This is a genomic window from Labilibaculum antarcticum (assembly GCF_002356295.1).
GTDB classification, from domain to species: domain Bacteria; phylum Bacteroidota; class Bacteroidia; order Bacteroidales; family Marinifilaceae; genus Labilibaculum; species Labilibaculum antarcticum.
Window position 1 is genome coordinate 5,280,157 of the sequence record NZ_AP018042.1, and the last position, 13,968, is coordinate 5,294,124.

General features: G+C 36.6%; 7 protein-coding genes. All 7 read right to left on the minus strand.

Annotated elements, in window-relative coordinates; translation table 11 throughout:
• Position 1: 1 nt before the first annotated feature.
• On the minus strand, positions 2 to 1,543 hold the full coding sequence (locus tag ALGA_RS21030) for a sulfatase family protein (protein ID WP_096433805.1): 1,542 nt from the start codon (positions 1,541 to 1,543) through the stop codon (positions 2 to 4).
• Between the two features lie 13 nt (positions 1,544 to 1,556).
• Positions 1,557 to 2,666 carry a glycoside hydrolase family 43 protein gene (locus tag ALGA_RS21035; RefSeq protein WP_096432678.1) on the minus strand — a complete coding sequence of 370 codons (1,110 nt, stop codon included), beginning with the start codon at positions 2,664 to 2,666 and terminating at the stop codon, positions 1,557 to 1,559.
• The gene (locus tag ALGA_RS21040) at positions 2,663 to 4,090 is read right to left on the minus strand and encodes a sulfatase-like hydrolase/transferase (protein WP_096432680.1); all 1,428 of its coding nucleotides are present in this window, start codon (positions 4,088 to 4,090) and stop codon (positions 2,663 to 2,665) included. The genes ALGA_RS21035 and ALGA_RS21040 overlap by 4 nt, the downstream gene beginning before the upstream one ends.
• Before the next feature lie 1,056 nt (positions 4,091 to 5,146).
• Positions 5,147 to 7,816: an alpha-L-rhamnosidase-related protein gene (locus tag ALGA_RS21045; RefSeq protein WP_096432682.1), complete on the minus strand. Its 2,670-nt coding sequence runs from the start codon at positions 7,814 to 7,816 to the stop codon at positions 5,147 to 5,149.
• Between the two features lie 68 nt (positions 7,817 to 7,884).
• Positions 7,885 to 10,401: a glycoside hydrolase family 31 protein gene (locus ALGA_RS21050; protein ID WP_096432684.1), complete on the minus strand. Its 2,517-nt coding sequence runs from the start codon at positions 10,399 to 10,401 to the stop codon at positions 7,885 to 7,887.
• A gap of 144 nt (positions 10,402 to 10,545) precedes the next feature.
• Positions 10,546 to 12,309 carry an endo-dextranase gene (locus ALGA_RS21055; protein WP_096432686.1) on the minus strand — a complete coding sequence of 588 codons (1,764 nt, stop codon included), beginning with the start codon at positions 12,307 to 12,309 and terminating at the stop codon, positions 10,546 to 10,548.
• A 130-nt stretch (positions 12,310 to 12,439) separates the two neighbouring features.
• On the minus strand, positions 12,440 to 13,936 hold the full coding sequence (locus tag ALGA_RS21060; protein WP_096432688.1) for a SusF/SusE family outer membrane protein: 1,497 nt from the start codon (positions 13,934 to 13,936) through the stop codon (positions 12,440 to 12,442).
• Between the last annotated feature and the right edge of the window lie 32 nt (positions 13,937 to 13,968).

Below are 13,968 nucleotides of genomic sequence, written 5' to 3' on the forward strand. Positions count from 1 at the left end.
TCTATCTGGTAATTTCATTGGTAAAAATACTTTGAAGTTCCTTTTGTATCTGATTAAGTATTTTTTTATTCTGATCTGCTACATTTATTTCCTCTTTAGGATCCTCCTCTAAATTAAAAAGCTGAGGGACTGCAGAAATGCCCGAATCAATTCCTTTATTGTCCTTGATCCAGCCATTCGCATTTGCATTTTTAACGGGTTGAATATACTTCCATTTTCCATATCGCAGCGAATAACTATAGGCTTCTTCCAACAAAAATTGCCGACCTTCTTTCTCTTTTCCCAAGATCGTTTCCAAGCTATAATGGCTATCCGGAGCCTCGTTTTCTTTCAATTTATAATCCAGAAGTTGTGCAATAGATGCATATAAATCCACATGACTGAATAATGCATCGCTAACTTGTCCTGGGAGTATTTTTTTGGGCCAATAAGCAATCATAGGAACTCTTGTCCCTCCTTCTAAACAAGAATACTTTCCTCCTCTAAAAGGTCCTGATGGCTGATGATTACCAACTCTTGCTACTGCCTGATCTTCATAACCATCGTTTAATACGGGACCGTTATCCGAAGAAAAAATAATTAAGGTGTTTTCAAGTACCCCTTTATCCTTTAAACAATTCACCAATTCTCCGGTAATGTAATCCATTTGAACAATCGCATCCCCTCTTACCCCCATGTCTGTAGCACCTTCAAATGGAAGATCCGGCAAACGAGGCACATGAATATCGTGAAATGCAAAATAGAGAAAAAACGGTTGCTGCTTGCTTTCATCGATAAAGTTTCTGGCCTTTCTTAACATTTGGTAAGGGATCGTTTCATCTTTCCAGCGGGCCGAATTTCCTCCTGTCATGTAACCAATTCGGCTTACCCCATTCACTATCGTTTTACCATGCTGATAATCTGCCGGATACTTCACTAAAGAAGGATTTTCTATTGCGGTAGGATCCGTACCAACTTTCCTTTTATAGCTAACCTGTATCGGATCATTTGGATCTAAATCGACAACATGATGATTTTCGACCAGAACACATGGCACACGATCTCCTGTTGCAGGAATTAAATAAGAGTAATCGAAACCAATTTCCAGTGGCCCTGGTGAAATTTCACCATTCCAATCAACATTACCATCTCCTAATCCTAAATGCCATTTTCCAATCACCGCTGTTTTATATCCGTTTTTCTGCAGCATTCCAGGTAAAGTAGGTGTTCCTGGTTTAATTAATGCAGGAGCATCCCCCTCTAGAATTGCAGCATTTTTTCGAAATGCATAACTTCCTGTCAATAATGAAAACCGGGAAGGTGTACAAGTTGCAGCACCAGCATGCCCATCCGTAAATCGAATTCCACCTTCGGCCAAACGATCAACATTTGGAGTCTGAACATCGGTCGCACCATAACAAGATACATCTCCATACCCCAAATCATCGACATAGATGACAACAATATTTGGTTTATCAGATCTATCTTGAGCCTGAACACTTTTTGCAAGAGTAAGAGTTGTGAACGCTATAACTCCCAGCACAATTTTATTTTTATAATTCATTTTCATCAATCGTTTAAAGTTTCCAGGTATCACTCCAATTCACTTTTAATGAATCGTTCTCAAAAGATATTGGTAACCAAATGTATCTTCCATCAATAGCATTTTTAGGTCTCCACCTATCTCCCATATAAATATACTTATCCTCTTCCCCATTCACTTTTATAATGTGAGTACTTTGAGAATGAAAAGAGGTATTCGCATCGGCACCTATAAATGGATTTCCTAAGGGTTTCCACTCTCCAAGCATCGAGTCTGCAACTGCTGATCTTCCTGGGTTTGGCGTCCAACCAGTGCAACCCGATGAAATCATGTAGTACTTATTTTTCCTTTTACAAATTGCAGGAGCTTCATTCGAATCGCCGGATAATACTCTAATATATCGTCCTGTAAAATCGGTATAATCATCGGTAAGTTCTGAAATATGCAGGGTTTGATTATTTTCAGATGCATGTATGTGATATGCTTTTCCATCCTCATCGACAAAAACACTCATATCTCTTGACATTTGCCCCTGTTCAAAATCGCGATGTAAATATTTTCCCAAACGAACGTCTTCCCGGTCCTTTTCACTCCAGGCTTTGGCACTTTCGTCATACACAATTGCTTTTAAACTATCTGGATAATTCATTGGCCAAAGTCCTGCATTGGGTCTGTAGGAACGTATAAATTGATAAGGTCCTGTAATATTATCGCTTATAGCAACACCTGTTCGAGCTGCTGTATAGCCTTGGTCCTTCAACTCTAAATGGAACCAAATTACAAACTTTTCTGTTTTCTGATTAAAAATAATTTTTGGTCGTTCCAGGATGCATCCCTTTTCAATATCGTGACCGATACTATCCACAACAGTTAAGGCAATCCCTTCATTTTTCCAGTTTACTAAATCCTTCGAGGAGTATATACTAACGCCAACCTTAGCTTTATTTCCTGTTTTCCCTTCCCCTTTGTATTCTCCAACCCAATAATAGCTTCCCTCATGAAATAGTATTCCCCCTCCATGCGCATTAATGTGCTCCTGATTATTATCCAACCATAATTCTCCAGGTGTAAATACCTTTGCCTTTTGCGTGCAGGCGGCACTAAAAACAAAAACTAATAGTAATAGTAATAGTGAATTTCTCATTTCATTTCCATTTTAGATTTTTTTACCATCGCCTTATATTCTTTCAATTGCGATGGATCCTTCACTCTAACCGTACGATTCAACATTAAATCTTCATGAATCATATAAGTAATCGTATCCCACCTATGTCCTTCGGTCCAAAGCGGACTTATCATCTGTTCTTCCCAGCTTTTAAGTTCATTTTCTAATTGATCTTTTAGTTCTGGTTTTTCAATAGCCAAATTATCTTTTTCCCCTAAGTCTGTATCCAAATCATAAACTGTGCTTTTCAAACCTTGCACTCTTACCAGCTTGTAATCGCCTACTCTAGCAGCTGCCATTTTATCTTTTCTCCAAAATAGTTTATCGTGAGGCGGTTCCGATTTTTCACCTGAAATATATGGCATTAGATTTACTCCATCTAAAGGCAAATTAAAATCACCCTTTACTCCTGCTAACGCACATGCTGTTGCACCAATATCAAGCGACGATGATAATCCATCATAACTTCCTACTTTCAACTTATCCTTCCAATACACTAAAAACGGCACTCTATGTCCCCCCTCAAATTCGTTTCCCTTAAATCCGTTTAACGGATAGTTCGACGACTGATTATTATGAGCACCTCCATTATCACTTAAGAAAAAGATAACTGTATTGTCGAGCATTTTTTTGTCTTTTAATGTTTTAATTACATTACCTACCGAACGATCTAATGCCCAGGTCATGGCAGCAAGCGTTTGTCTGGAATGGCCTTCGAATAATGCCAAATCTTCTTTTGTAGCATGCATGGGAGTATGTACTGCATTATAGGCCAGATACATAAAAAATGGTTGGCCTTCATTTTTCTCAATATACTGAGAAGCTTTAACCCCCAAGACATCAGTTAGGTACCCATCAAATAAAACGTGCTTTTTATTTTCCAATATCGCATGAGTATCACCAAGTCTATCATTATTTTCATCGGGAAAATAACTTCTTCCACCTGCTAAAAAACCATAAAAATAATCGAAGCCTCTGTCGTTAGGATGATATCCTTCCGCATATCCTAAATGCCATTTTCCAAAAGCTGCAGTGTTATAACCTTGAGTTTTTAATCTTTTTGCCAGACTTATTTCTGTCTTTGGCAATCCTGTAAATCCATCTCCTTCATTACATTCATGACCATACCTTTGTTGATATCTTCCTGTAATAATTCCTGCTCTTGATGGGCTACATACCGATGACGACACATGTGCATCGGAGAATACGACACCCTGTTGCGCCAAATTATCGATATTAGGTGTTTTTAAATCTTCACAGCCATTAAATCCAAAATCTGCATAACCTGCATCATCAGCAAGAATAACAATTATATTAGGTTTTTCTGTCTGACTCCCAATTTGGCAGGATGCTAAAGTCACTAGTAACATCACCCCTATAGGTAGTAATTTTCTACATCTCATTTCCAATCATTTTAAATTAAGTAAGCATTGCTAAAATTATTATCAATATACAGGCTTGCGAGTTCTTAAAAAGAATCATCATCATATTTGCTCAATAATTCTCATATGATAATTTAAGATTTCTCCTTGCCTTTTTTTCGCTTTATTAATTGCAATTTGCTAAAACCATTGGTTAATGTGGAAAATATCTATTCTTTCAGAAGGTAATGAGAATGAATATACGCGAGTGTCATTTTAAGCAGAAAGAAGGGAGTTTCAAATCACCAGCGCACTGTAGTTAGCTCTACTTCTTACTATTGTAATTTTCAAATTCTAAGGTCAATATTTCTTAAAATAATCCAATCTAGAATGTTTGGATGATTAATTTTAGAATTACGGTAATAAGTTTATCTATTATGGATTGTTCGGATCTGCTATGGCGAAATTACTTAAATCCAAAAAAAAAGGACAAATAGTGTAGACAACTGATAATTCTATTTCGGTATAAACGATAATAATAATAATAATAGATTTAAAGCCCAAATTTCAGAAAAAAAAATAATGTATTTTTTCTCTGAAAACTATTATGCATGTTTAATGGAAAGTCCTCAATATAACATGTAACTACTTTAGTTTTTTTAGTGCAATTTGCTTAACTTTAATACAAAGAATTTGGTGAAAATAAATTTCAATAAACTATATTATATCAAAAGATAACATACTGCACGCAATAGGTTTATTTTTAATTCGTTGAATTTGTATTTTTAGGTTTATCTGAACTGTGACTATATGATATTTTAGCTTACAATAACTTACATTTCCTGTATCTGCAAATAATATTTATTCTGATTAATAAATAACAGTAGGAAGAACTAAATCACTAATAATTAAGGACCTGCTTACTTCTTTTCATTATAATATAGTTCTTGCTTTTAGTATAATTTGGCTTTAATTGTTGCATCGGGTTTAAAAATGATAGTATATGAAAACCTGACAGCCCTAATTTATTGGACTATCAGGCCTAAAACTTTAACTACTTATACTACTTCAAATTAACTTCTTATCGATAGAACAATCTTACATAGGCAAAAGTATTATTTCATCAATCAAACAAGAATTAACCTCACCATTCATGTTTTCATTCCAAGCCTCTAATTTCAAGCTAAATTTATTTTCGCCTTTCCTAAGAAATATGCACTGATAAGGTGTATATCCCCAGTTGGACCATTCATCCTTTCCCCGTTGTGGAAATACTAGAGAAGTTATAAACTGACCGTTCACATATAAACTTCGAATTGCACATTTGTTATCAGTATTAATAGGGCCACTTCCATTAGCGTATCTAATCTTAATTTGATATTCACCCCGTTTCTTTACATTCTGAGATAAACTAAAACTGGTATTCTCAATCGTTTCCAACAAAACATATCCATCGCCATGATAACCATTAGCTTGTTGATTAACAGAGCTCGTTTTTTGCTCGCATTGAATTGTTATTTCATTTCCGCTGTTAACTCTATATACGGGATTACTTAAAAAGGAAGGGACTTCATTTTCATCAATTGCTGATACCTGATACTCATTCAACTCCTTATCATCAGAAAGCAATATTTTGTTATCTTTTTGAGTCTTCCATAGGTTCCCATTCTTATGGATTTGGTATTCAACTGCTTTTTTCGATTTTGTCCATTCCAATTGATTTTCTTCATATACAAGGACCGGTGTTTCCGGAGCAGTGACATTATTCAATAAGTTCACTGTCTTTTCGCTGGTTTTCGAATTCAAAACAATTTCGATACGATGATTACCTTTACTGTCTGCGGTTATCTCAAAATTAGATTTCTCTTCTCCGTCCATTTTAAAAGATGCTATGCCATCACCATAACCTTCAACAGAAATATTGAGCACAGCTCCCCTATATTTAAGCCCATTCATATGGTATGTGCCTGCAAAAGATTCAGGAATAAGAGGTGAAAAAGTAAGCTTATCCGCATGCATGTTCATACCAAATAAAATACGGTAAGTCATTGCCAGTTGCCCCGCAACACTCCACAACTGTCTGTCGGAGTTTAATACAGTGCCGGCAAAATCGCCATCTTCAGCAACCATATTCTCCTTGTTCGTTAAAAACAGCCCAGCTTGCCGAAGCATGCTCCCCAAACCATACTCTACCATTCTGCTATGCTTCTCTTGTTTAGCCGCCAATGTCCAAAAGGCTTGTACAAAAGGCCATATCCCATTGTTGTGATAAGGTGATATATTTGGTATTTGTGGATAAATGCATGGTATTCCGTAGCTCAACAGAGGTACATTTTGGAGGAGTTGCTCTTTTTGCTTTTCATTGGCTACATCAAAAAGAATACAGAAAGCCTCCCCCAGAGCTTCGGAACGCGGAGAAAGACTTTGATGCATACGCCCGTACAAATATTGGCCGTAAAAATTTTCGTCCTCACTCCACATCCATTTGTTAATTCCTTGTTTTACAGTTTTAGCAGAAGCAGTCCATTTCTCATCAAAACCCAAATCCTTCCTCATACTATCTAAGGTGGTTAACACCCGATAGTAAACAGCATTGGTTCCCAAATTAAGAGAAGAAGCAATATCAGCCGGTTCCATCCACAAGGGATAGGTTTGCTTTCGCCAATCTAAAAAAGATGATTCTCCCTTCATAAGTCCCGTTTTCTTATCAACCAAAGTCTTGAAATCATCCTTTACCGAATTTTCGATGATCTGATGAGCCTTCGCAAGCCATTTTTTGTCTCCGGTACTTTTATAAATCTCCCAAGCAGCCAATGTCCACACAACCCTGTCGCTTGAAACAGGCCATGCTCCCCCTGTTCCCGTATCCTGAATAATCCGATCGTTTTTAACTTTCTTCATCAGACTAACCCTCGCAATTTCAGGCTCAATCAGAGCCAAACTTAAAAGCACACTATAACTAATATCGCGAGTCCAAACGCCCGCCCATTTTTCTCCTGTCCTAAAGGTTCCATCAGATTCAATGCTCAGAATCACCTCATCGAGCGACAAGTTATAAATGGCATTGAGAAGTTCATTGCCGCATTTAAATTCAGGATAGCTAGAGAGATCATGAGCTAGAGTCCATTCATTAGAGGTATGAGCATCGGGATTAAACGTATTAAAAACCAATTCACATTCAAAAACGCCATCACCATCGGCGTCTTTAAGCTCACTTTTCGAATTGGATGCCAAATTTTCAAAATCCCAATTCAATGGAAAAGAACTCCCTGCAATAAAAACCCCTTTAAAATCCGACTCATAGATTTTTTCACCGTGCACATCTACATAAAAGCCTTGAGTGGAAAATGCCTTTAAAACGGAACTCATATCCAAGCTAAATTTCACTCTGGTATTTTCTTCGAGAAAGCGTTCCTTTTTCTCATTCTCAGGCAGTTTTCGTTGCTCACCAAAAATGAAATCTAAAACAACTTCACCATTTTTATCCGTATAAATATTAGCCTGATGATTTGTATTATAGCCCAACTCATTATCCTTGCCATTGATACTGAATTTGAATTGCAACAGAGAACTAAAATTCGCATTTGATTTGCTCCGATAATTGGACTGCAAATGCGTTGGGCTTAACGCTTTGCCCTTGTAATCACCTTGTATCACCTGTGTTTTGGTGATCTTGTAATCCTGATTCTGATATAATACCTCCTTCTTGCATCCTGAAAAAAGGACACAAAAACAAAGGCTTAGTAATAAACTGATATTTCTTTCCACAACTAATTATTTTAACAAGAATTGGTAAATATTTATTGAGATATTTTTATTTAAAGTCACCATTTGCCTTATTTCTCAACATGTAGTTTAGAAAATTCCATAGTGTTAGGAATCATCACCAAACATTGTTTTTTTTGCTCATCCCATGCCCAAACAGCTTTATCCTGTTTGTCAAAATCGATTTGTCCTGTTTTATTCAAACGGAACCTTTTTACTTTGTGAGTATCCAACAAAAGCTTTTTTGGTTTTTGCTGACAATGCAAACGAATCAATACGTTCCTTTTTACCCAATGAAATTCATTGTGATTTTTAATCTCATGACTAATTTCAAAGGCATCTTCTGTAGTCTTACACTCCAAAATTCTTTCGGCATAAACATCCTGTTTGTAATCATTAGATATTCCATCATCTTCGTATACATTTAGTAAGGCCTTTCGATTCTTTGCTGCCGGATATACATCCAACAACAAAGGATAATTCGGATCTTCACCAATGTATTGCATTACTGGCATTGTCGGAATAATTGAGCCTTTTTTTACAAAGATCGGAATGGTCTCTATTTCAACAGGATATTCAATCCAAGTTTTTCCCTGATACAAACGTGTTCCATTTGAAAAATCGATCCACTCTCCCTCCGGCAAGTATATTTTAACTTGTGAAGCACCCTTCTCAACCACAGGTGCAACCATTATATCTTTTCCAAATAAAAACTGATTGTTTAGATGATAGGTTTCTTTGTCATCAGGATACTCTAGAACGACAGCTCTCATTATCGGAAGACCAGTTTCATATGCTTCTCGTGCATAGGTATATATGTAAGGAAAGAGCTGATATTTCAATTCGATTGCCTTTTTACAGATTTGCTCTACTTCAGGTCCAAATTCCCAAGGTTCAACTGCATTATTTCCCTCATGATGAGCACGACTCAATGGATTAAAAATACCGAACTGCATCCAACGAGCATACAATTCACCCATTTCTTCTTTATCTGAGATATCACCACAATAACCGGATATATCGCTTGTCCAAAATGGAATTAGCCCCATACCTGCCGACAGCGCTACTGGAATTTGCTGCTTTAAGTTCGCCCAACCACTTAGTACGTCATTTCCATTGCCAGAATCACCCGACCATCCAAAAGTGTATTTTTGCATTCCTGCATAGGCAGCTCTCGTCATTTGAAAAATTCTTGTGTTTGGATTCCGTTTCTCAAATTCCTCAGTTACCACCTTATCCCAGGTAAGACCATACACATTGTGAATTTCATCGTGCATTCCCAAATAATGCTGCATAAACAATCGATCTGTATCTTCTTCGTTACTCCATGCCGGTTCGCCCATATCAGTCCAAAATCCTCGCACTCCATCATCTATAACTTTTTGCTGATAGTTTCCCCACCAATTAGCAACTTCCGGTTTAGTGAAATCTACTATTCCGCAATTGCCTCCCCATGGCCAGGGCATGTCATAGCTTTTCCCTGTACGTACATCTGTAGTAAAATAGCCAAGAGAATCTGCTTCCTTCCATTGTTTTTTATTGTCTTGGGACACAACAGGATCCTGCGATACAATCACTTTAAATCCCTTCTCATCCAAATCAGCTAACATTTGAACAGGTTCATCGTAGTTTTCCTCTTTCCATTCAAAATCCTGCAAATGCTGTGTCCAGCCGATGTCCTGGTAAATAATATCGCAAGGGATTTTCCGCTCTCGAAACTGAGAAGCAATTTCCCGGGTAAGCTTCTCATTGGTTAACATTCCCCGGCTTTGCGAAAACCCTAAGGCCCAACAAGGTGGCATTATGGGATTTCCTGTTAATTGAATATAACCTTTCAGGATTTGCTTATAAGTTGGACCATAAATAAAATAGTAGGTCATCTGCCCACCAGGAGCTTCAAATGAATAATACTCTTCAGAATCGCTGCCCATCTTAAACTCCGATTTATAAGTATTATCAAAGAATATTCCATAACCGTAACTACTCATAAAAAATGGAATGCTTTTATATAAAGGATCTTCATTTACTCCATAACAAGGTCTATCGCTGTTCCACATCTTAAAACTTTTTCCTCTGCGGTTAATAGATCCACTCTTCTCTCCTAATCCGAAAAATTCTTCGTTTGCCCGTAAGGTTTTACGGGACGCAATATTTTCCCCTTCCAATGTAAAGCCCTTATCCTCGTAATCTTCCAATAATAGTTTCTGATATTTGTCGAAAAATCTGATTTGAAAGGGATCTTTATTTATTCTGATGATTAATTTAGAGGTGAAAATCTCATAACTCTGAACTTGTTCTGATACGTTAATCTTTTGGCTTTTTGCAAGAGCATTTTCGGTTAAAGCAAAAGAAGTATTTCTGATAAGAGTATCATTCAACTCTTCAAAATTCATCCTCACAATTCCTTCACCCAATAATTGAAGAGTAGCCTTTATGTTGTTTTCGCAGGTGAATACAACTCTATCCTCGAGATTTGTATAAGCTATACATTTACCAGGAGTACGTGCATCAAGGTTAGTCCTCTGTGAGCTGGCGTTCCCTTTCGGAATTATGCCCAACAATAGAGTTAAAATGATATAATATTTCATATTTATATAATTTCATGTTACGGCCACATGGAAGTCGCCAAATATTCATATTGCTGATTAATTATCGCAATAATTTCTCTGGGAATATCATGTTTTTGATATTCCTAAAATCAAATAATACTATATGGTTTACGTTCTTGAAGGCTATTCAAACTCCACAACAATCATATCCCAATATTTCAAATATGGTAGCTGAAAAGAAAGCTTATTCCCATTTTGGGTGAAATTGATATTGACTGCAATTCCGAAATTACTATCGGGTGATGCATACCAAAGTTTGGCAACTGTTTTATCAACGCTAATTTGGAGATTGCAATTTTCTTCTGTTTGAGGGAAAGTTTGAGTTCCTGAATTATCACGCCAGTCAAGACTTGTAACATTTGCAAAATTCAAAAGATGAATGATCTGCCTATTCCCTACTTCTTTTCCAATTACTGCAACATTGTTATACTGTGGTGGCCATGCATTTAAATTTAATTTCCCATCCGTAGATGAAATTAACGGAGAATTAAAGTTTCCTCCATCTCGAAGAAGATTCTGATAAGCAACCATAAAATCGTAATATTCGATCAAAGATTCTTTTAAATCGGCTCTCATTAAGAGATTATTATTGGGGAAATATTCCTTTCCCAACATATGTTCGCCCAATTCGAGATGTGCACCTCCAAAAGCGAAGATTACAGCATCAGTATAAAGAATGGCAGGTGTATTAAAATTGCCGTTACTGTTAGCCAAATCGTAATTCATATAAGCTGCTAATACAGTATTTTTAGTATTACTGCTTAAGGCATTGTTATCCATAATAATTTGACCAAGATCATCATATCTCTCATTTGGATACCAGACTTCAGTATAGGCAAAATCGACACCTGTATTTAAGATCTGAGCCTGTCCAAATTGGTTAACGGCATTCATAACCATCTTTTTCCCCTCAAAATGTTGATCCAGACTATTCAAAAAAGAATTGTAGCCTTGTTTTAAATCAACCGAATTCCCTTGATAGTCATATACTTTCCCTCGATCGCCAAGTTGATCCAAATGCCATCCATCAAAATCCAAAAACTGATAAATATTTTCAGTCTCAGCAAAAATATACTCCTCCCAATCTTCATTAGCAGGATTAACAACCAAAATATCACTCAAAGCCCAATTGTCATCCAATTCATGTTTGTTAATGTTTTGGTGATTGGCGTCATTAAAAATCATCCACTCTTTGTCCACTCCATCAGTTTCAAAATCTTCCCATGCTCCAAACAATAAATTGTAACTCATTGAGGATATATTGCGGGATTTTGCATTTTGAATGTAATTTTCAACCGTCTTGAATGATACATTTCTTCTTGCAATATCCTGCCAGGTTTCAGACGGTGTATTCCCCTCCATTTTAAGAGGCTTATGATGTTTGTTGTGCCAATCGTAATATTGCAATCCGTTAATATGATATCTTGTGAGCTGATCAAGGGTGTTTCTGATCTCCTCAGTTGAAACAGCAGAATCAAATTCTGATAGAAATCCATATCTTGGAAAACGCGTCCAATCTGAGGATACATCGACAGCAATGCTGCCATATACAATCTCCTTGCCATCAACAATTTCATATAAATCAATCATATATCCTGTAAAATCCGTTACAGGAACTTTCCACGTCCAGTTCCTTCCGGAATAAGAATTTTCTTTTATGATCTCATTCAGATGACGGTAGCGAATACTTGCAGATGAAGAAATCTCTTTATCAATAACAAAGTCAACCTCCTCACCCGGATTGTAACGCGCTTTATTTGTGACAAAGGAAACCTCTGAATATTCTGGAGCAACAGGTGCCGGATTCTCTTTTGGATTGTTTTCTGATTTCTCACAAGCAAATAGAGTAATTACTATTATCAAAAGAAATTTTAACGAATTCTTCATGTTCTAAATTTTAATGAACCAATTGCCTTTACAACAAATCTGTTCGTAATGCTGAGCTTAAAACTTCGTTGAAAGTTCTGCTATTACAGCAATATGCTTTCAACGAAATTTCAAAGTGTTATGATATCAATCAGTTTTTAATGATAGAAATTGTTTCATAAAATTGATTAATCGTGATGGAATAATTACCCGCTGTAGTAATCTTCCATTTAGTATCCGGTGAGCCACCGGGAATAAACTTCATTCTTGTATCAGTAAGATTAGGATAATTTTCTACAGGCATAAAGAAATCGGTACCCCAATCTCCTGTTGAAGTTGGAAATTTAAACTCGCCAACAGTTAAGGCTCCAGTGTAAGTAAATACATTTGGATCGCTTGCATCCGGAACCAATTCTGTAGGATTATCAATATCCCATCCTGCAGGACTTGCATCTCCCACCATCCATATCATGGCATAAGGTTCAAAGGCTTTAATTGAAATACTCATATCTCTTAAATTCAATTGAATCTTATAAGGTCCTGCTTCTGTAATTTGCCACTTGTAGTCAGGATCTCCTCCAGAGACTAATTGAACTGTAGTTTCTGAAAGATCAGGATAATTGGTAAGAGGCATATAAAAATCAGCTCCCCAGTCCCCAGAGGATGTGGGGAATTTAAATTCACCAACATTCAAATACTCATTGTAAGTAAAGATAAATGAATCGGTAGGATCCTGAACCATTTGATTCGGACTATCAATGTTCCAACCATTTGGTGTTGCATCACCAACAATCCAAAGTTCATTATAAGGAGATTGATCTAATTTTTCAAAAGAAATATCTAAGTCCAAAAGGTTAAGAGTAATTCTATAAACTCCTGATTCTGCAATAGCAAATTTCTCATCAGGTTGAGAATCATCTGTTCTTAACAAGATGTGTTGCTCGTCTTCCCCTTTTTGATAAGATGGGAGCCATTCACCCAATTGCGTTATGAATTTCAATTCTCCAGCTTTCAAATTCCCTTCGTAAGTGAAGGTTGTTGGATTGTCTGTATTGGATTCCAGAGGTGTTGCTATCGTGTTATCCCAACCGTTTGGTGTTGCATCACCAAGCATATAAAGAGTACTCGAAACCGGTTCATATGACATTACAGAAAATGCTACAAAATTAGACGTGTCAGGTACTACGAAATCTGAAGATGTAACTGCAATAACACGTGATTCTAACATGACTGATGTTCCTGCGGCCACACTCCAATCATTTAGAAGAATTTTATTTAATTCTGCATTACTGTATTTTTTAGAGAAAACAGTCTTTCCCATTTCATAGGTTTTAGGTTCCGTGAAGTTATTCCCCTCCATATCCAATTGGACTGTATATGAAATAGAGGCACCTGTTCCTTCATTTGATCCTGGAGTCCAGCTAAGTTCAACAGAAGTTGAAGTGGCAAATTTCTGATTTAATTGAACTTCAGTTGCGGATGCTGATAGCTCAACAGGTTTTCCCATTTCAATAACAATGTCTTCATTCTCGTCACAAGACAACAAGAAAAAAGAAAATAGAATACTGATCAGAAGTGTAATAAAAATTCCGCCTTTATCAATTTTCCAATTGGGGATAAAACCCAGTGTTGTATATATATTTTTCATGTGTTTATAATTTGATTATAGAGTATACTGAA